This window comes from Ruminococcus sp. 210702-SL.1.03 (genome assembly GCF_020559915.1).
Taxonomy (GTDB): domain Bacteria; phylum Bacillota; class Clostridia; order Oscillospirales; family Ruminococcaceae; genus YE71.
In genome coordinates this window covers 1-20,246 of sequence record NZ_JAJCLZ010000030.1, presented here as the reverse complement: position 1 = coordinate 20,246, position 20,246 = coordinate 1, and the positions used below count along the sequence as shown (strand labels likewise).

18 protein-coding genes are annotated in these 20,246 nt (G+C 41.5%); all 18 read left to right on the top strand.

Annotation, left to right across the window (positions count from 1 at the left end; all coding sequences use genetic code 11):
- Positions 1-148 precede the first annotated feature (148 nt).
- A complete protein-coding gene (locus LI114_RS11600) occupies positions 149-844 on the top strand; it encodes a hypothetical protein (RefSeq protein WP_227220808.1) in 696 nt (231 codons plus the stop codon).
- Positions 831-1,325 (top strand): hypothetical protein, encoded by a 495-nt coding sequence (locus LI114_RS11595; RefSeq protein ID WP_227220807.1) that lies wholly within the window; start codon positions 831-833, stop codon positions 1,323-1,325. The genes LI114_RS11600 and LI114_RS11595 overlap by 14 nt, the downstream gene beginning before the upstream one ends.
- A 5-nt stretch (positions 1,326-1,330) precedes the next feature.
- Complete coding sequence (locus LI114_RS11590) at positions 1,331-1,813, top strand: hypothetical protein (RefSeq protein ID WP_227220806.1); 483 nt, start codon at positions 1,331-1,333, stop codon at positions 1,811-1,813.
- Positions 1,814-1,848: 35 nt separating this feature from the next.
- Positions 1,849-2,094, top strand: coding sequence for a hypothetical protein (locus LI114_RS11585; RefSeq protein WP_227220804.1), 246 nt, complete (start codon positions 1,849-1,851; stop codon positions 2,092-2,094).
- Positions 2,095-2,096: 2 nt separating this feature from the next.
- The gene (locus LI114_RS11580; RefSeq protein WP_227220803.1) at positions 2,097-2,732 is read left to right on the top strand and encodes a hypothetical protein; all 636 of its coding nucleotides are present in this window, start codon (positions 2,097-2,099) and stop codon (positions 2,730-2,732) included.
- 16 nt (positions 2,733-2,748) lie between these two features.
- Positions 2,749-3,891 carry a DUF3991 and TOPRIM domain-containing protein gene (locus LI114_RS11575; RefSeq protein ID WP_227220802.1) on the top strand — a complete coding sequence of 381 codons (1,143 nt, stop codon included), beginning with the start codon at positions 2,749-2,751 and terminating at the stop codon, positions 3,889-3,891.
- Positions 3,892-3,910: 19 nt separating this feature from the next.
- Positions 3,911-4,696 carry a hypothetical protein gene (locus tag LI114_RS11570; protein ID WP_227220801.1) on the top strand — a complete coding sequence of 262 codons (786 nt, stop codon included), beginning with the start codon at positions 3,911-3,913 and terminating at the stop codon, positions 4,694-4,696.
- Positions 4,697-4,770: 74 nt separating this feature from the next.
- The gene (locus tag LI114_RS11565) at positions 4,771-5,145 is read left to right on the top strand and encodes a TrbC/VirB2 family protein (RefSeq protein ID WP_227220800.1); all 375 of its coding nucleotides are present in this window, start codon (positions 4,771-4,773) and stop codon (positions 5,143-5,145) included.
- Between the two features lie 118 nt (positions 5,146-5,263).
- Positions 5,264-8,119, top strand: coding sequence for a hypothetical protein (locus LI114_RS11560; protein WP_227220799.1), 2,856 nt, complete (start codon positions 5,264-5,266; stop codon positions 8,117-8,119).
- An 18-nt stretch (positions 8,120-8,137) separates the two neighbouring features.
- On the top strand, positions 8,138-8,497 hold the full coding sequence (locus tag LI114_RS11555) for a DUF5592 family protein (protein ID WP_227220797.1): 360 nt from the start codon (positions 8,138-8,140) through the stop codon (positions 8,495-8,497).
- Complete coding sequence (locus LI114_RS11550; RefSeq protein ID WP_227220796.1) at positions 8,451-11,165, top strand: VirB4 family type IV secretion system protein; 2,715 nt, start codon at positions 8,451-8,453, stop codon at positions 11,163-11,165. The genes LI114_RS11555 and LI114_RS11550 overlap by 47 nt, the downstream gene beginning before the upstream one ends.
- Before the next feature lie 5 nt (positions 11,166-11,170).
- On the top strand, positions 11,171-12,436 hold the full coding sequence (locus tag LI114_RS14320) for an Ig-like domain-containing protein (RefSeq protein WP_227220795.1): 1,266 nt from the start codon (positions 11,171-11,173) through the stop codon (positions 12,434-12,436).
- 11 nt (positions 12,437-12,447) lie between these two features.
- The gene (locus LI114_RS11540) at positions 12,448-13,083 is read left to right on the top strand and encodes a hypothetical protein (RefSeq protein ID WP_227220792.1); all 636 of its coding nucleotides are present in this window, start codon (positions 12,448-12,450) and stop codon (positions 13,081-13,083) included.
- A 3-nt stretch (positions 13,084-13,086) separates the two neighbouring features.
- Positions 13,087-13,491, top strand: a complete 405-nt coding sequence (locus tag LI114_RS11535; RefSeq protein WP_227220790.1) for a hypothetical protein — start codon at positions 13,087-13,089, stop codon at positions 13,489-13,491.
- Between the two features lie 453 nt (positions 13,492-13,944).
- Positions 13,945-14,475, top strand: a complete 531-nt coding sequence (locus LI114_RS11530; RefSeq protein ID WP_227220789.1) for a hypothetical protein — start codon at positions 13,945-13,947, stop codon at positions 14,473-14,475.
- A complete protein-coding gene (gene mobL / locus LI114_RS11525; RefSeq protein ID WP_227220788.1) occupies positions 14,475-16,151 on the top strand; it encodes a relaxase MobL in 1,677 nt (558 codons plus the stop codon). The genes LI114_RS11530 and mobL overlap by 1 nt, the downstream gene beginning before the upstream one ends.
- 11 nt (positions 16,152-16,162) lie before the next feature.
- Positions 16,163-18,463 carry a VirD4-like conjugal transfer protein, CD1115 family gene (locus LI114_RS11520; RefSeq protein ID WP_227220787.1) on the top strand — a complete coding sequence of 767 codons (2,301 nt, stop codon included), beginning with the start codon at positions 16,163-16,165 and terminating at the stop codon, positions 18,461-18,463.
- A gap of 74 nt (positions 18,464-18,537) precedes the next feature.
- Positions 18,538-20,196: a DNA topoisomerase gene (locus tag LI114_RS11515; RefSeq protein WP_227220786.1), complete on the top strand. Its 1,659-nt coding sequence runs from the start codon at positions 18,538-18,540 to the stop codon at positions 20,194-20,196.
- The last annotated feature ends 50 nt before the right edge of the window (positions 20,197-20,246 follow it).

Genomic DNA, 20,246 nt, shown 5'->3' with positions numbered 1-20,246 from the left:
TTCTATTTTACTTCTTTGAGGTTGGAGTGTCAAGTTTTATTATACTATATCAAAAATACAAGCTGCGACTACCTCAAATCCGTACATAGCCGAACGCATAGAGCTTGAACAAGAGCTGAACTATCTTCATGATCTAAAAAGCGACTATATGAAGTCAAAATACAAGCTTATGAACGCTGCTGAAAAGGAACTGCCTGAGCGGATAGCAAGATATGAAGAGCTGCTTACAAAAGCAGAAAAGGATAACGAAACACGAGTTAATTGTGGCTCGGAGGATTTCATACTTAAAGTTGATGATGTTCAGATCGTTGACAAAGAAAAAGCGGCTGCACTGATCTTTAAAGCTCGTGAATCTTGTGCTCATAGCGGTGAAAGTGTATTAGTCGGAGAGTACAATGGATTTGATATTTATATCGAACCGTCTAAAGCTAAACTTACATTTTTTAGTCAAGAGCCTGATTACGAAATAGTGGCGCGTGGTAAATTAAGTTATAGCTGTAGTTGCGGCGAGAATAATGGATTAGGAAACATTACGCGCCTTGAAAACCTAGTCGATAAGGCTGTGCAATCAAAATGCGATGATTTAAAAATATACATCGAAAATACTACAAAAGACATGAATGAAACAAAGGCTGCGATTGAAAAGCCATTTGAACACGACGAAGAACTTAAACAAAAAGAAAGCCGCTTTGCATATCTAAATGATCTGCTGTCTAAAGATAAGCAAGCGCAAGAAATACTCTCGAATGAACCGGAGGAGGATATGGAAATAGAGTACAGCGATCAAGACAACGGCGAGGAGCGCGAGACTGTTGCCGCTGCGAGAGGGCATGGAAGAAGGTGATAAAATGATGTCAGAAACAGAAATTTCTGAAGCAAAATCTATTGATGTAAGCTCAGCCGACAAATTCTATTTCAATGATGAGTGCTCTGTAACATGGATGTACTATAATCCTGACGGAAACTACGGTGCTGGACAAATGGTAACTACAATTATAGACGAAAAAACCATGCAACAGGCATACACTGAGCTTAATACGCTTTCAGCGACAGATCAAAAGCTTGCTTTGGATAGCTTTTTCAATACTCTTTACTCAGAATGTAAAACGTATATCGATGATAATGACGGCAGCAGTAGGTTTGCGGATATGGTAAACGCGTTTAACAGCGATGACGCGGACATGGTTATTGAAAATATAGCTGATGATCCACTACAGAACGCTGAAAAGATAACAGATTTTTTCAGAAAAGCGGACAGTTATTTTGATAGATTTGTTGCAAATAAAGAGGATGCAATAAACCAAAACAAAGGAAAGTCAAGGTGATAATTGTGAATGAAAGTTACGATATGATGTTTGGCGAAGAGTTCTCGCTTTGCGGTAAGGATAATATACGCAGCTATATTTCAGAGATCTGCCGTTCTGGTGCAAAGAGTGATCTATATAATGATCGTTCCGTCAACGATAACATAGTTGTTTTCGATGATAAAATGGTAGAGTATTTACCGCAGGATAAGTCATTCCGAATGGAGATTGCTAACCGCATAGATCATCTCTGCATGACTAACGATCTATACGCCTATAGTATTGGCAAAAATCTTAAAAGATGTACAGTGGATTTTCAGCAGCCAACGCTCTCAGCATTTAATGATACAATGCGAGAGCTTTTTTTCGCACTGCTTGATACCATGTGCAGTAATGCTGATATATTGCCGATCGCTGCAGTAACTCATGACGACGAAGAAAACAGGCTTGCGCATTTTCATCTGCTTTACCTTAACCAAACCGGCTATGAACTGGTCGAGATAATCTAAATTCCGCCTATAGGCAGAAAAGGAGGTGTATCGGATTGATAAGTGCAGAAGCTTTTTTTGATGAGGAACGATCGGCGCTTTTGAGCTTTGACAAGAAAACTATATGCTGCTTTTTTGAAAAGTATGGTATAGAAGCGCCGGACGATGAAAACAGCTTGTGGTACTGCGTATGCCGCAGAATATATGATATGGGCAACGTGCCGCAAGACACTAAGAACAAAGCAGAGCGCTGGCTGCGCGAACACGGGTATTTACAAACGTTCGGCAGCAGAAGGAGGTAAAAATGAAAATTGAAAGAAACATAAATGATAAAGTTTATGAGATCGAATTATCTGAGGAAGAACTGTATACCGCGTATATAAAAAAGCATGACGAGATAAATATTGATAAAATATTTCAGTATCTTGATTATTGCGAAAGCGTAGGACAGATTCCGAGCGAGCTTTTGAAAAGCGAACGCTTTGCTGACCGTGCACTGGTGCAGCTGATGGAACTCGAATCAAATTACGAAGAAAACATAATTTCAGCCGTACAAATGGCTGTCGATTATGAGCAAAAGTCGAATACCGTTGAAGATCTTGTCAGTGCAAGTACCGCAGATATAATAATCAATAAACTTACGCAGGCTGATCTGCAGCTTGATTGTGATTGCGCTAATTTACAGTATGTTATCAAAAATAGACCTGATGATCTTATCCGCTCGATCAGAGAAGCACCGGCCGTGAATACAGCTACAGCTGTACAGCGCAGTGCGTTGGATAGCTGTGTAGAGCTTGTGGAGAAATACAAAGCTTGCACAAATGTCAGCCGAGGTATAAACGAATTAGGCGATCACGACGATCTTTCTCCCTTAAAAGAAAAAGACGTTTATAATGCGCAGGCAGTAGAACAGCAGCAAAGCCGCAGCAGGAAAAGATAAAGTGAGGTGATAGAAATTGCCTGTATATCGCACTAAAAAGAACGGCGAAACGTACATAAAGTTTCTTGACGATGAGATAAGAGATGCAAAATCTATAGACATGACCGATTTTCTGAGCCGCGAATACGGTTGGTCATTTCGTGCAGTAGGAAACTATTATCAGTGCCGCGAACATGACAGCTTGATGATAAAAAAAGATCGCCGCTGCTGGTACTGGAATAGCAGAGATCTTCAAGGACGGAATGCTATAGATTGGCTGAATTCTGTTGAAATGATGGATTTCTCCGCAGCGCTTGAGAAGATCATCGGCTCGCCGTCAAGCTCTGCTAAAGCCCAAAGCATTCAGAGCGCAAATACATATAGCAAAGCCCCTGAGATCAAGCCGGAAGCAGAGGAAAAGAAAAAGTTTGTACTTCCTCCTGAAACAACGGGAGTTCGCAGCAGAACTTTTGCTTATCTTGGTAAAACAAGATGTCTTGACACAAGTATAGTAGCTGAGCTTGTAAAAGAAAAGATGATCTATGAGGACAAGCTGCATAATGTTGTTTTTGTCGGCTACGACGAAAGCGGTAAGGCAAGATTTGCTGAGAATAAAATGACAAACTCATTTCTCGCAGCTGCAACTGATGAAAACGGCAAGAAGCTGTTTCATCCGAAAAATATTTCGGGTTCTGACAAAAGGTACAGCTTTAATATTCCGGCAGACAAAGAGCATTTTCCGGCCGGCGCGAATGTGCTTTATGTATTTGAAGCACCGATCGACCTATTGTCGCATTGCACTATGACTTTAATGTCAGAGAGAAAACGTGCAGCGATGGAAAATCGTCTGCCCAATGAAAACGTTTGGCGAAACGTAAACCGATTGTCTTTGTCAGGAAAATCTGATGTTGCGCTCGAAGCATATCTTGAACGTAATCCTGACATAACAAATATCGTCTTTGCACTTGATAACGACACTCCGGGTCTTGAAGCAGCAAAAAAGATGATGAAGAATTACACGGAAAAAGGTTATGTCTGCAAGCGAGTTTTACCTAAAACGGGAAAAGACTTTAACGAATGTTTGCAGCTTCTGACTGCTGAAAAGTCTGCCTACAGGCAGATAACGATAACGCAGAGGACAGAGAACAAGCAGCATACAAATAGCATTGGCAGACATTGATTTGAAAGGGATTATGGATATGAATATGAAACGTTTTGGTACAGCAGCAATGGCTGTGCTTTTTTCTTTATCAGTCATTTCCTGCGGAAGTTCTAAAAATGAGGACAGCAAAAATGAAACGACTGCAGCAACAAACGCAGTAACTGAAACTTCTGCGGACAGCTCATCTAATGCAGATACTATATCTTCGCTTGAACCGTCAAGCGTGACAGATACTGAAACAGCAGCTTCATCAAGCTCTGTCGCTGACACACTTAAAATATCAGCAGATTGGACAAGCGGTGAAATAATGCTTGACGGAATGGTGATAAAGGATAGGGAAACGCCGCTTTCGCAGTTTTTAGATGAAGGCTGGGTGTTTTCAGAGTTCAGCGAGGTAATGGGAAACTACCTTGATATGCCGTTTGCTTCAAGCGATGGCAAAACAAATGTTGAGATGTATAAACTGATCAATGATAATGATTACAACCGCTTTAATGTAAAGCTATATCTTACAAACAACGGCGACGATAACATGACACTCAAAGATATGCGCATTTGTGGTATTACTATTGACCCGGCATCGTATGTTATCGGCAAACAAAATCTGCTTTCTTTTTCATTCGCCGGTGTAGGGTTTGGCGCAAAAAAAGATGATGTATTCGCTGCTTTTGGTGAGCCAATTGAAAGCAAAAAGGTAGATTTTAAGCAATACGCAACTTACAATACTTACAATTACACGTTTAAGAGTGGTGAGTCAACGCTTGAAGTTGCTGTTGACGATGATCATGGTATGCTCGCTGTAAATTACAGTGACGGCATATAAACCCGGTTTACAATAACAGAATTGTTCTGTGTTGTTTATAAAAAATACTTTACTTAGAAGGGAGTTTTTCACACATGAAAAACAAAAAAACATTCGCTTCGCTGCTCATCGCACTTATGATGGGCTGCATTATGATGTTCGGTATGGGCGTTGTAGCCTCAGCAGAACAGGAACAGCAGTCGGTAAGAGATAGCGCGCCGCAGGTGCAGTATTATATTGACACTTCGGGAATTGAAAATCTGATCACGGATATTCAGGGCTCGATGACAAAGATCGGTCTGGGTATAGCCGGTATTGCTGTTCTCGCACTTGGTATCGTTTTTATTACCGCCGGTTCCCAGGGTATGCAGAAAGGAAAAAGCATGGCAATCTCAATTTGCGTCGGTGTTATAGTTATCGGCGTTGGTATCTCTATCGTTGGAGCTATAGCTGAAGCAGCAGGAGCATAAGCGTACAATTAAAGGCAAACAATGCGCGGATGTATCTGCGCACTGTGCGCCTTTACGGTGTTATCTTAATGGTAACATGGTACGGGCGCATAGTTTAAATTTATGGAGGTCAGATCTTATGGAATTAAACATTTCAAAAGCAAAACGCAGGGTATTTTCTGCGTTTACAGCACTGTTCGTGAGCCTTATGTGCTTTGGTATAGGTGCTTCGGCGGTAAGCTGGAACAGTCTGTCATCAGACGTTGCAACGCTTACGGTGAAAAAAGACCGCTGGCATGACTATCTTTACAACGCAGAATTTTGGCTGCTGTCACGTATTTGCGAGCTGGTCGATCAGTTTGACAATGCGATAACAAAACTGTTAAAGATCAATTTATACTCTTTGATAAAAGATGTTTTCAATATAAAAAACGATATATACCCGATAGCAGGTGCAGTAGCGGGAGTGGCACTGCTTATCGCTACGATACTTTTCATGCTGCGAGCAGATAAAGCACAGATCTCAGACTACTTGCGAGGGATACTTTGCTCTCTTTTACTAATTGCTGCTCTGCCGTCGCTTGTATCGGCACTAACGGATCTAAAAACGGTAGGCGTAAAAGCCGCGCAGGAGCTAGACGGCAGCAATGTTACAGTTGATGATGATACGATGATAGTCCACAAGGAAACTCTCGGAAGTAAAATACTGGCTAAAAACATAATTAAAGTTGGTGAGTCGTTAAACGATAATAAGATACACACCTTTGCAGATTCCGATGAATATAAAAGCAATCCGCAGTCGGTATACAAAATAAGTCCTACCGGTGTGCTCGATAACACTGAGTATGATAAAGTTTTCGACGGTGTAAAAACTGCGGACACTATCTATCAAGTGCCTTACAGCAGTTTTAGCACCTATGATAAGCTTCAATTGCTCGATAGTTTGACAGGAGATACAAACGGTATTGCAAATACTTTCGCGGAATGGTCTAACAAAGGCGATAACGATCTGTATGTAGAAGGCGATGTGTATGCTATACAATATACAGACAATGAAGGACGGGTATCTTATGCCGAAAATGACCATTATAACGGTGCGATATATGTTAAAAAGGGCGGAAAGATAAATGCACTAAGCACAGCATACATATTGGGTTCTAAGGCTAATGACGATGGAACGTGGTATGCGCACTCTGTCTGCCCTGAAGATACAGGATATATAGACGAAACGCACAAATATATGTATGTATATTCGTATGAACGCCTTTTACTGCTGCGTCTTGCATCAACTATGGCAAATCCTAATGTTCAGAGCGTTCTAAACGAAATGGGCGGCAGCTACACTGTAAGCGACGCCAATAAACTGGTCGGCTATTCATCTTCGTTTGAGGACGCATTATCAAAAATTGAAACAAAAAAGTATACTGTTAAAATAGGCAAAACAAAGAAAAAGCTATCCATATTTGAATATCTTGTGTATAAGCAAAATCTATACAACGTTGAAAATGATGTGAAACAGGACGATACAGGCGAATGGGAGGATAGCAACTGGTCAACCTTTAACGTTATCGATAACACCGACTATGAAAACCTTGATTGGTATGAGCAGCTTTTCAGAAAATACTTGAATGGTTACACGCTGGACTATATGTATGGATACAATTTCAGAAACTTCTTTTACGGTTTTCTGCTCGGGGTCGTAACGCTTATAGCACTCACATTCGCAGGATTTAAAATAGCTTCGCTTATGTTTGACGTGCTTTTTGCACAGATCGTAGCGCCAATAGCGATCGCAAGCGATATGTCTGGCGGCGGACGAGCAAAACAAGTGATACAAAACCTTATAGCCTGCAATATTTGTTTTATAGCGGTCATCTTCATTTTGCGGCTCTATTTGCTCGTAATGTATGCTGCTTTTGATAAAAACTACGGCATACTTGTGACGATCTTTCTGATACTTGCAGGCGCAAAATTTGTTATCGACGGACCCGACCTTATAGTTAAGCTTACAGGTATGGACGCAGGCGTTAAATCGGGACTCGCAACAATAATGGGCGTTCGTACAGCGGCGCAAATGGCATCTAAACCAGTAGCAATGACTGCCGGTGCAGGAAAAAAAGTGTTTGGAGGTGCAACCGGGGGAGCTGCCGGTATGGCAGTAGGTGCAGCAAATGGAGTTAAGGGTGGAGATAGTGTAGCCCGAAAAGCAACAAAAGTCGTATTTGGAGCTGTTGGGGGTGCTGTATCTGGTGCTGCTAATGGTGCTTTTGGAAATAGGTATAATGGTAATTCTATATCTCGTGGAATAAATGCTGCCGACAGAGCTACAGGTTGGATGAACAAAAAATCAGATAACACCTCGAACAGTGAGGAAACCTCACATGGCACGAACAAATCTTCCGGTAGCCGCGGCAGCACTTCAAGCAGTACGGCAAGTTCTTCATATTCAGGCGGCAGTGTATCTTCATCAGGCGGATACTCGCACAGCGATACACAAGCTTCCTCTGAAAGCGGCAGTTATAATGCTGAAAGTACATCTGCTGCCGCAGCAACTTCATACGATGAAAGCAGCTCAAGCGGATATTCAACGGATAGTTCATCGCAACTATCATATTCATCATCTGAAAGCAATGCCTCTTCGTCACAAAGTGAAAGTTACTCGGGTACTGCAAAAAGCGAAAACTCTCATAGCAGCGGTACAACATATGCTGAAAATTCAAGTTCAAGACCTAGTATGCAAAATGTATTCAGATCAAGCGGTACGGTCAGCAGAAGCAGTGGCAGCAATTCAAATGCCGCAACTGCAGCGTCTAATAATCTGCCTGTAGGCAGAAATAGTGTAGAAAATACCTCGGTGAGCAGTGCTAAGGGATTTACTCGCCGCGGATCATCTGAAGAAAGTTGGAACAAACAAGAATCAAGACGAGAATCAAATACAGTTTCGTGGGCTGAACAGGAACGAAGAAGCGAAAAAAATCGCAAGGATAAATTTTAATATAAGGAGGGAGCTATAATGGGAATGGTTCCTAAATCTACAAAATCGGAAACTAAGATATGGAAAAATATAAGCTTTTTTAAGATCATCGGAATAATTACAACGATAATGATCTCATTGGGCTTCTCACAAATACTCTTTACAGGTGCGATGAGGGTGTTTTTCATAATTTTCTGCACTGTTACGTTCATCATATGCACTATGCGCTCGCCTACCGACCCGAATAAATCGTTTATTCGCGGATTGGGAGATTTTCTGAAATTTAAATTCCGAGCCAAAGACATTTATGGCTGCGGAACGGAAGAGTATGATGACTATGAAAGGAAATGCAATGAACATAAAAATAAAAAGAACAAAAGAGAAAAAGCGGAAGCTTAAATCTTCTCCTGCAAATATTATCAAGAACTATATTACAGTTTCGCTTTGCGACGTCGGCAGACGCGGTATACCTTGTGTAAAGATCAAGCGTATTTATGATGGCAAAGAGTACTACCTCTCCATAGTCGCGATCTCGGGAATAGATATTTTCCATTACACCGACTTTGACCGAGAAACTGCGTTTAGAAATTTTGCTCACGCTTCTGCTGCACTTGAGTTGCCGCATAAGTATATATTTACCGATCTGCGTCCTAATTTTCGCAGTCAGAAAGAGTACTTGAAATATAAACGAAGCAAGACTGATGGTTTTTCGGCTGTAATGCTTGATATGCGCCGAGCAGAACTCGAGTATTTTGAACAAAATCATTATGACAGAATGGCATATCTTGTGGTGTATGCAGACGAGATAGGCAAATTAGAGGACGCGCTCGATATGTATCTTTCAAACATGACGGACGTATCAGCAGCGGTTTGCAGCACAGCAGATATACTGCGAGTGCTGCATAAGGTCATGACGTTCGACACAGAAACAGAACGCGACGATACTGATGTTGAACATATAAACGAACCTGACAGCTATATATTTCCGAAACACGTTCATTTCAGTCAGCAAGGCTGGAATGTAAACGGTCGCTATGTTACTTCGCTTGTAGTACATGACTATCCTGCATATCTAAGCGATCTGACTTTTGCAAGCTATGTAAACCAAAGCCGTGATATTTCAGTGATGATCGACAGTATAAAGCGCGATAAGGCAGGTGTTTCAGCGGAAATAAAGCGAAGCCTTGACGAGCTTAACAGCCGTGGCGTTATCAAACAGAACGTGTCAGACGTTATGGATACTGCGACCGAATTTGAAAAGGTTCAAGATCTCTATAACAGCATCGCCAACGGTAACGAACAAGTATACAGCGTAACGCTTCGATTTATAATAACCGATGATACCAGCGCTGAGCAGCTGCAAAAGAAAACAGACAAGCTTATTCATCAACTCGAAAACAGCGGCATACGATCTTTTACGCCATATAATCAAATGATAGATGAATATATTTCGCTTTGTTTGCCTGCTGATAAAGCAAAAAATCCTTTTCCGCTTTATGATACGTTTGCGCGCCAGTACCCGTTTTATTATCAGCAGCAGATAGATAAAACAGGTATGTATTTCGGCAGAACCGATACAAACGGTCTTGTAGTACTGGACACTTTCACTAAAGATAAAACACGCTCATCGTTCGACTTGTTAGCGCTGGGTGTTAAGGGCGGTGGTAAGTCGGTAACGCTTAAAGCTATGCTGCAAGACAGATTGATACTTGGCGACCGCGTAATGGTGCTTGATATTGAGGATGAATATAGCACCATCGCAGCGGTCTATGGCGGTCAGGTCATTCGCATGACTAAAAATTCTATCATAAATCCGCTGCAGATCAGAGTGACGATCGATGCGGAGGCGGAAAATAATGATGAAAACATCACTGAAAAGATGACCGAAGAGGAAGCGAGGGAGACCAATTTCCAGTCTGAGATCTCACGAATAAACACTTTTATGAGCCAGGTCTATCCTGAATTTACAGCGGATGAAGAGATGAAATTTAACGAACTGCTTAGCAGAGCGTATGAGGAGAAGAACATTACAAACAAAACTGACCTTACAAAGCTTGCGCCGACAGACTTCCCTATATTTTCAGATATACTCGCCGCTTGTGAGGAAAACTACATAAATGCCGAAACAGTGCACGACAAAGAGCTTTGCGAGCGGCTGCGCGGCAGACTCAAACGATTATCCAAAGGCGGAGTATACGAAATATTTGATAACTACACAAACGTTGACATTGATAATAAAGGGGTGATCATTTTTAATGTAAAAGCTATATCCGAGCTTGATGAGAAAATATACAACGCTCAGCTTTTCAACATTCTGTCACTAATGTGGGCAGAGATATGCAGAAACGTCACATATAACAGAAACATTATTAACCCGTTTGATCGCCGCAGAGTCATTTGTCTTATCGACGAAGCGCACAGGTTTATATCAGAAAGTAATCCACAATGTACTTTTTTCATAGATAAACTTTTGCGCCGGTCAAGAAAATATTTTGCCGGTCTATGGTTTGCAACACAGAGTATACTTGAATTTTTCCCGCAGGGTATTGGTGGCAGCGAAGTTACGAACAAGATAAAGGCAATATTCCAACTCGTGCAGTACAAGGTACTGCTCAAGCAGGACAGCGCTGCAATAGAGCAGCTGCATATTGCTTTTCCTCAGTTTACAGAGTCGGAGCTGCACAGTACTACCGAATTTTACCCAGGAGAAATGCTGCTTGCGATCGATTCGAGCCGTATGAAAATACACTGCACACGACGTGCGACCGACGCGGATCTTTTGTATATGGGCACGTCAGAGGATGTGTCAAGGATATTCAACAGACTTTTTAACGCAGCTTATATAAGCAGCAATAACGATGAAAAATACACCGAATCTGACTATGGCTTAATGCTTTGCACAAACGAAAAAACGTATGAGAACTTTGTAATAGTGTTCGCTGAATACACATTTGAACAGCTGGGCATACCACAGGGAGCCAATGCTGTGATAGATAATATAGTCAAAAAAGCGGTAGTAGGTCTTGCAAGATCTCTTATGGATAAGGCAGAAGCTTTCGGGAGGTGAGCAGCGTGAAAAGAGCTAAAGGAAACATAATCTATACGATATTTCTTGTGGTATCAATACCCTTGATACTGTTTTTCATGGTATATCCATTGGTCAAGGCAGGCATGAAAACCGTAAATTACACCGAAGATTACAACACAGCAATGACTATCAACAGCTACCGATTTAAGTTTTCAGAGGCTGTGTACATAACTGATACAAAACAATTTGTGGTATCACTATCGGTATTGCAAGAAGCAGGGGCTAATGAAAAAGCAAAGCCGTATATGTCAAAATTCATCGCGTATGACAAAAAGAAAAATCAGAATGCAGTGACAGATGGTTTTGAGTATAAGCCGCGAAATGATATATCACAGTATGTTTATGTTCAGAATGTAGAGGATAATTTTCGCTACGTTGAAACATACGCTACCTCAACAGTACCCGAATATCAAGATCCTGCAACGAAAGATGCGTTTGGCGATGAAGTGCCCGGAGAGATCCATAAGGCTGTAAGCGATACAAAATATTGCAGGATAGACCGCAAAGATGTACGTTTTATCACATCTGATGAAGCTGAAAAGCTGCTTGTTATGATAAGTAATGAGTCAGAAGATATGAGTATCTCATCTGAAAATGATACATTAAGCACAGGAGATACGTCGTATATTGATGTAGATATAAACACGTCATATGACATTACAAGCGGACTATCATCTGCTGATACATCGTCAAACAGCTCGCTGACAAGCTCCATTACCAGCAGCGAAAGCAGTCAGAATGATAGACAAAACAGCAGTAATTCGACTGCGCCTAATGACAACAATGGGAATAATGACGGTGGCGGAAGCAATAACGGCGGAGGAAATGGCGGAGGTGGAGGCGGAAATAATGAGCCTGAGCCATACGAACCGCCACAAACCACAGCAGCGCCGCAAACAACTCAGCCGCCTCAGACAACGTCAGAACCACCGCAAACCACTACTCCGCACACAACAAGGCCTCCTGAAACTACACAGCCGCAAGCAGTACATCCGAACAGGATATACCTTGAAACAGATTTTGAGAACAATAATGTTGTGCTTAATATCGGCAGTGAAACGCGACTTCATGCAATTGTAGAGCCTGTCAATGCAGCCGATAAAAGCGTTAGATGGAGCTGCAATAAAACAGGAATAATAGAGATCGACAGCGAAGGAAAAGTTAAAGCCATTGCAAAAGGCAAGGTGATCGTGACGGCTGAAACTAATGACGGCGGCTTGAAAGCAAGCTGCATGGTAACTGTAAATTGAAAGGAACTGCTATGGAAAAATACATATTTAAATATCCGGCAGCCGATGATCTGAGCGGATTTGATGAAGCATATGTGGCTGCTATGGATAACAAAAGGCGCGCGGCAAAGAAATTTATTGCATTGATAGGCGCTGCTCTAACTGCATTTGCACTTTATTGTATACCGTTTTTTCAGAAGATCGACACACTTTTTCTGCTAATGCTAGTGATGATCGTGCTGTATTTGTTTTTCAGCGCACGTCAATTTGTAAACAAAAGTGAGCTTAATTTGCTTGCAATTACAGCAGACGAGGAAGATATGGAGCTTACCTATTATCACGGACAAAGCAAAAAAATACTGCATATTAAGTATGCAGACATACGCTCGGCAAGATTTTCCGACGATAATTACACATCTTTTCAGATAACTTTTGAGCCAAACGAGCAGAGTTTTGTCGAAGAATATGACCTGAAAGGTAATAAGCTGAATGCTGTCTGCAATGGTTTGTTCCTCTTTAATATAAACGAAAAATCATATGAACAGTATTTCTTTATGTATGTTGCCGATAAACTTTTCACCATAGAAAAGTTTGATAGAAACAAAAAGTTTTTACGAAAATACGGCAGCTCAGGAGAGTATCTGAAACGACTGGAAGATGGTGAATGAGCAATGCCAACACTGTATTTGAGAGATATTCCGCAAAAACATATCGACAGACTCGATGAAATAGCAGCGGCAGAAAAGATGTCACGCAATCAGCTTTGCGCTGAAATTATAGAAAAATATATCAGCAGCAAAGATGATTTTGTACAGCAGATACTGCCCGAGATAGTCGGATCATATATCAGAACAGAACTAAAAAGCTTTGAAACTGATATAAAAAGAGCACTGGATCTCATTCTAATATGCAGTTTAAGGCTGTCAAAAACAAACGAGAAACTGAATGAATTCCTCTTTCCTGAGCTTGAAGATCTATCTATAGGAAGTCTGAAAGCGGAGGAGATCATTGCAATTTTGAACTCAGAAAAAGATATTTCAGACGAAGAAATGGAGAAAATCATTCGACAAATCTGATTTTTTCTTTAAAGGAAATCTAAATTCAATAAATTGGAAGTCTTAAAACAGTATGGGCGTACATACAAAACGGTATGGTTATACATATAAAACAGTATGGGTATACATACTAAAAAGTATGGGCGTACATACAAAACAGTATGGCTGTACATACTCAAAAGTATGGCAATACATATAAAATAGTATGGTCATACATACTAAAAAGTATGGGTATACATACAAAATAGTATGGTTGTATGTATAAAAACAGAGGTCAGTGCTTGCACTTCAATACCCCGAAAATCCTTGTACTACAAGGATTTTGAGCGAAAGTGCTTGCACTTTCTTTATGCTCATAGCTTAATCTGTAACGTGTTTTAAATCAAAAAAATACATTGAGGTTTTCAAATGAAATTTTACGAGGTATTAAATTTGAAACCCTGCGCGAAAAAAGTGAAAGGAATGAAATGATAAATGGCAAAAGTGAAAAACACATTCACGCTTGACCCGGAAGCTGTGGTTACGCTGAAAAAGATAAGCGATTCTAATAACGTACCTGTATCGACACTGCTCAATTCAATTATTCTGCAAAAGGGCGTTGATATGGGCATACTCGAAATGAGTGACGAAAAGAAAAGTATATATGACGAAAAAGAAATAAAGTACAACTTCACTGCATCTCAAAATAAGCTTGATAATCTGCTTGCGGCCACTTCGGCAAAGGTAAGCGACTATGCGGCAAAGAGCGAACGCGATCTTTCCGACTTATATCACAGACTCAACGTCCTTGAAAAAATGATATACGAGGTGCGTGATATGGTCAATATCTTAGTTAATTACAGCGTTCCGTCTGATGAAAAATTTCAGTCTGCTGATAAAGATAGCGGCAGAGATTACTATCCGTCAAGATTTATCGCGAGCTCTGATCAGTTGTTTGAACAGAAAAAGGAACGGCTTGCTACTGAGCGCGCCAGCTTTGAGCGCGAAAGAAATGGTAAATACTAATGCCCGGCGTTGTCTTTAAAACAGCATTTAAGAAAAAATGGAATGTTGGCGGTTTCCTGTTTTACATGAATCGTCCTGACGCATTTAAGGGTAAGTTGGTTTCGCGCAAAAGCGAATTTTACGATTATATAGAATACATGAGGAATACAGAAAAATCCGACGGTCTTTTTACCGCAAGCTGCGATCATGTTGACGAGAAAGGGATAGAACAGCTTAAGGAGATGGAACGGATAAGCTGTGATAAAAATACTACAAAATGGCTTGGCGTTATATCATTTGATAACAACTATTTGCGCCGCAATGGTTTTATCGTGGGCAACACACTCGACACTGAACATCTTAAAGATTGTGCCCGCATAGCGATCGCCGAAATGGTCAGCTCATCAAAAACATTATCGGCGGATAATATATACTGGTCTGCCGCGATACACACCAATACGGATAATGTACACATACATTTTCAGCTCAACGAAAAGAATTATGTAGAGCGGCGTGGGGATATGATAGAAAAGGAAGCGATAGAACGCATAAAATCTGTTATGGTTCGTGAAACGCTTACAAATAAAAATACGCCGCTGCTTACAGAAATAGAGCGGCGTATTCTTGTTCCGGGCGTAGCTAAAAATTTCTCACCAACTTCTTCTATCAGAGATCTAGTAGATAATTTACCTGAAACGCGAAAAGCGTGGCAGTACGGCAGAGCAAAAATGCTGCCGTACAGAGATCACATAAAAAAATGCGTTGACGAAATGATCGAATGCAATGATGAACTGAAAAAGCAGTTTGAAGAGTACAAAAACAGACTTGCTGAAATGAGCCGCGATTACCGTGAAATTTATGGCGAGCGCAAAGAACAGCGCAGCGAACTTGAGGAGTACGCTGTGAACCGACTCGAAACTTTTTACAGCAGTGCCGGAAACAAACTGCTTCAAGAGATATACAAGATAAGATACGGAGAAAAAGAGTCGGCAACGGTTAGAGATATTCACAAGGAGCGCGCCGCGCCCGGTCTTTTAAAGAAAGAATATGAAAGCATAAAAGGCAGCATAGACAGTGCTGCTGCACATGGTGACAGCAAGGCACTTTCAAAAGCTCTTGACGAGATGGAGCGCTTTTCCGAGCAAAGCACAAGCGCCGCGGTGTATTTGGCATATTACTTTTACCGCCGCAGAAGTGATAATAAAGAGTATCGCAAAAAAGCGGAGCAGTATATGGAGCGAGCTTGTAAGATCGGCAGCAGCAAGGAATATAACAACTTTGAAGTGATGTATGCAAAATTGCTTGTCGAAAATGGAAAAACTGATAAAGCAGCGGAAGTGCTGCGGCGTTCGGAACATCCGCGGGTACGTGAAGCAGTTGGTAAGATCGCATTGAAAAGCGGTCAGATAAATGTTGCTGCTGATAATCTGCTTACAGCGGCACAAAGCGGCAGTGCTTCGGCAAATGCCGAGATCAAAAAGAATTCCGCAAAGCTGTATCGCCCCATATTAAAAATCAATGTCGGAAGGAGTATCAAAAGATCTATAACAAGCGCGGCCATTGTATATAACCGGTGCGCTAATACGCTAGAAAAGTTGCTTGACGAATCTGAGCGGCATTTAAAAGCACTGCAAGACGAATACGATTATCAGCAAGAGCAGGGCGGATCGTATGATGATTTTGAACGTGAATACTAAGGAGGTCAAAAATGGCTAGGAAAGAGAAAAACGAAGAACGGCTAAAAGGACATTCATATATAAACGAAAACAGCACTGATGGGCGAGCGTTGGTTCGATTGGTACAGGTGTTGTCATTCACGCTTATGTTTTATGTGCTCATATGCCTGTTGATGAATTATCTGCCGTTGGTGCTAAAATATATGCTGGATTTTTCGCATAAAAAATATACGACTGCGATACTTGTTCCAAAAATAAGCTATTTTTTTAAACCCGCAACTATCGGTTTGCCCATGACGCTCATTTTAGCTCTTGCGCTAAGTATGCTGCTGACGCTCAAACTCGATACAAGCTGGGCGATACGAAATGGCAACAAAACGATAAAGGGTAAAGCACATTTTATCACCGAAGAAGAGGTATCGCACATTTTGTCCAAGTTTCACGAAAACAATATATCAGAAGCAAGATCGGGCGGGATACCGCTTTTCCGAGAAAACGGAAATATATATGTTGACACGGAAACGATACATAGCCTTATCATAGGAACTACACGTTCAGGTAAAGGTCAAACTTTTGTGCTGCCCATGATACGATACATAGCTAACGCTCAGGTCAAGCACAGTATGGTTCTCAACGATCCAAAGGGAGAACTGCTTGAAAACTCGTATGATATGCTCGTGAATCAAGGCTATAACGTAGCCGTGCTCAATCTACGCGATACGCAGTATTCAAATCTATGGAATCCGCTGCAAATAATAATTGACGAATACCGCGACAGACGCGACGGTAAAGATGGTAATACGGATCTATCGAAATGCATGAAGCTCGCTCAGGCTCTTGCAAATGTTTTTACGCAGAACGATAAATCGGATCCGATATGGCCTGAATCGGCAAAGTCGCTCTTTGTTTCAATGCTGCTTTTTCTTTTGGAACACGGATACGATAATGGGCATTTGGATAACGTGTCGCTTTATTCGGTCTATCAAATGTTCATAGAATTTGGAACAGCGAATGAGCAGCGCGGAAATACGACTGTCAATGCGCTTGATGAATTGTTTAATAATCTGCCTATAGGCAATCCTGCACGATCATCTTACGCAACATCTAATTTCGCAAGCGGCGATATGCGTTCCTCGATCTTCTCAACGCTCGCGTCAAACCTAAATCTGTTTGGTTTTGATGTCGGTGTATCGAAACTGACGAGCGGCAATCAGATAAACTTTCGCTCGTTGGCTGACCCCGACAAACCTATGGCGATCTTCATGTTGATACCGGATAACGAAAAATCGCGATATGTGCTTTCAACTTTGTTTGTTAACCAATGCTACGATGAGCTGGTCGAATATGCCGATGAATTCAAGTCGCAGAAGCTGCCGCAGCGCGTCCATTTTATACTGGACGAATTCGGAAACATGGTACCGATACCGGGCATGGACACAAAAATAACGGTAGGTGCAGGCCGTAATCTGCTATTTGATCTGTTTATTCAGGACTTTAATCAGCTTGACACTAAATATTCCAATGCAGCAAAGACAATACGATCTAACTGCGGTAATCTTGTTTATATCAACTCACTTGACGATGATACCAACAAATATTTTTCATCTGTTTTAGGAAACAAAACGGTGGAATATACAACTTACAGCGGTAATCTGCATACATGGCTGGATCACCAATCACGCGCAGTTGACGGGCAGCCTTTGGCAACGTCCGATGAGCTTGCAAACATGGAGCCGGGAATGGCGATAACAAAACGTCAACGCTCGTATCCTATGATAACTCAATTTGAGTTTTATTACAAGCTCGGTCTGCCGAGCAACAGCACCCGTGAGATAGCTGAAAAGATGGAACTTATAGACCGCCCGCTTGAGGATACGATCTATCCGCTTGATGAGATATGGGCGACACTTATACGGCGTACAGCTCCTGCGGCACACCCCGAAAATTCGCAGATAACATGGCGGCAGGCAGCAATGCGGCTTGAAAAGCAAGGATATGTATGGCAAATGGACGCTACCGACAGCGATACGGTGAGCTTTTTCCTCACGCCGCAAAGCAAGCTCAAGAAGAGCAGTATACGCACCAATTTTGCGCCGTCTGTTAAAAAGAAAACTGATATTGACGACATAATCAGCAAGATAGAAGATAAAAATCATAAAGATGGAAGCTGGCTGAAAAATAATCTTGATCTGCTTTTCAGTTCTGATATAGACACCGATCAAAAAATAACTGTGGCAAAGGCGCTGATAAAACGAATACGGCAGATGGTCTATCTTTCTGCCGATGAAAAAAGCAGACTTGAACGCTACATAAATACCACACATAATGGCTGAACCACTAAGTTGATAGAATGCAGATCTTATTTTTTTCCTTTAAAAGAAAAATAAACTGCAGAAAGGAAGTAATCATGAAACTTATAGTAGCAGAAAAGCCCAGCGTAGCCAAAGCCATAGCGCCTATCGTTGGGGCTGATAAAAAAGAAAACGGCTGCCTTACAGGCGGCGGTTACACGGTGACGTGGTGTCACGGTCATCTTGTGCAGCTATTCTTGCCGCAGGATTATTCAGAAGAATTAAAAAGATGGAGTTTTGATACACTGCCTATAATACCGAAAGATTGGAAGCTAAAGATCCTTGATGGTGCTCAAAAGCAGTTTTCCATCGTAAAACGCCTTATGAGCAGCTCCGCGGTGACTGAGATAATATGTGCTACCGATGCTGATCGAGAGGGCGAGTGTATTTTTCGATACACATATATGCTTGCGGGGTGCAGAAAACCGGTAAAGCGTTTGTGGACATCATCGCTTGAAGTTTCAGCATTAAGCACGGCTATGGCTGAGCTGAAAAATGACAAAGCATATGATGACCTGTTTGCAGCAGGCTATTCGCGCGCTAAGGCAGATTGGCTTGTCGGCATAAATGCAACACGCTTGTTTTCATGCAGATATTCAAATAAACTGACTGTAGGCAGAGTTCAGACGCCAACGCTTGCCATGATAGTGCAGCGCGACTATGACATCGAGCATTTCGTAAAACAGAAATACTATACCGTAGAGCTTGATTGCGGCAGCTTTAAGGCAATCTCTGAACGCATAAACGATATTCATAAGGTACGCTCAATAATATCAGCGGTCAGCGGAAAGACGGCAGAAGTAATTGAAGTGAACGATGAAAGCAAAACACTTAATCCGCCGAAACTTTTCGACTTGACTACGCTTCAGCGTACAGCTAACAAATATTTTGGTTACACAGCCAAACAAACGCTTGATCATCTTCAATCTCTTTATGAGAAAAAGCTGGCGACATATCCGCGAACAGATTCGCAGTACATTACTGATGATATGGAACAAACTGCGGTAAATGAGGTAGGCATAGTTTTCTCATGTTTTCCCGAATACGGTGAAATACCTCACACGATCGATGTAAAGCGTTGTATCAATAACAAAAAGGTTAGCGGTCATCATGCAATACTACCGACCGCAGAGCTTGAAGGAGCAGACCTGAGCACCTTATCTGATGGTGAACGAAACATTCTCAAGCTCATATCTGCACGTCTTGTCCTTGCTGTATCTGCTCCGCATAAATACAGAACAGTAAAGGCTCATATACGTTGCGCAGGCTATGATTTTTCGGCAAATGGAAAAACTGTTATCGATAACGGTTGGAAAACTGCAGAGGAGAAGATAAAAGCAGTACTTAAAAATAAAAACAGTGATGAAGAAACAAAAGATGATACTGATACCGCTCTGCCTGATATATCACAGGGCGATACTTTTGAAAATGTTTCGGCAATATCCGCAGAGCATTTTACTTCACCCCCAAAGCCTTTCACGGAAGCTTCATTGCTTACAGCAATGGAATACGCAGGAAACGAAAGCTATTCAGAGTATGCTGAAACTGGTGAGGATATAGAGAAAAAGGGTCTTGGAACGCCCGCAACGCGCGCTGCCATAATCGAAAATCTTGTTAAGATACAGTATGTCAAACGTGATGGGAAAAAGCTCATTTCAACTTCAAAAGGCAGAGAACTTATAGCTGCGGTTCCCGATGAGGTCAAATCAGTGTGATTTTGTCAATAAAACTTGACACATTGACCGCAAGGATTTGAAGTTAAGCA

Excerpts from the sequence above, each read along its gene's own strand:
- LI114_RS11570 (WP_227220801.1), top strand. The coding sequence starts at position 3,911 with ATGAATATGAAACGTTTTGGTACAGCAGCAATGGCTGTGCTTTTTTCT.
- LI114_RS11595 (WP_227220807.1), top strand. The coding sequence starts at position 831 with ATGGAAGAAGGTGATAAAATGATGTCAGAAACAGAAATTTCTGAAGCA.
- LI114_RS11515 (WP_227220786.1), top strand. The coding sequence starts at position 18,538 with ATGAAACTTATAGTAGCAGAAAAGCCCAGCGTAGCCAAAGCCATAGCG.
- mobL (WP_227220788.1), top strand. The coding sequence starts at position 14,475 with ATGCCCGGCGTTGTCTTTAAAACAGCATTTAAGAAAAAATGGAATGTT.
- LI114_RS11565 (WP_227220800.1), top strand. The coding sequence starts at position 4,771 with ATGAAAAACAAAAAAACATTCGCTTCGCTGCTCATCGCACTTATGATG.
- LI114_RS11600 (WP_227220808.1), top strand. The coding sequence starts at position 149 with ATGAAGTCAAAATACAAGCTTATGAACGCTGCTGAAAAGGAACTGCCT.
- LI114_RS11550 (WP_227220796.1), top strand. The coding sequence starts at position 8,451 with ATGAACATAAAAATAAAAAGAACAAAAGAGAAAAAGCGGAAGCTTAAA.
- LI114_RS11535 (WP_227220790.1), top strand. The coding sequence starts at position 13,087 with ATGCCAACACTGTATTTGAGAGATATTCCGCAAAAACATATCGACAGA.
- LI114_RS11540 (WP_227220792.1), top strand. The coding sequence starts at position 12,448 with ATGGAAAAATACATATTTAAATATCCGGCAGCCGATGATCTGAGCGGA.
- LI114_RS11560 (WP_227220799.1), top strand. The coding sequence starts at position 5,264 with ATGGAATTAAACATTTCAAAAGCAAAACGCAGGGTATTTTCTGCGTTT.
- LI114_RS11520 (WP_227220787.1), top strand. The coding sequence starts at position 16,163 with ATGGCTAGGAAAGAGAAAAACGAAGAACGGCTAAAAGGACATTCATAT.
- LI114_RS11555 (WP_227220797.1), top strand. The coding sequence starts at position 8,138 with ATGGGAATGGTTCCTAAATCTACAAAATCGGAAACTAAGATATGGAAA.
- LI114_RS11530 (WP_227220789.1), top strand. The coding sequence starts at position 13,945 with ATGGCAAAAGTGAAAAACACATTCACGCTTGACCCGGAAGCTGTGGTT.
- LI114_RS11580 (WP_227220803.1), top strand. The coding sequence starts at position 2,097 with ATGAAAATTGAAAGAAACATAAATGATAAAGTTTATGAGATCGAATTA.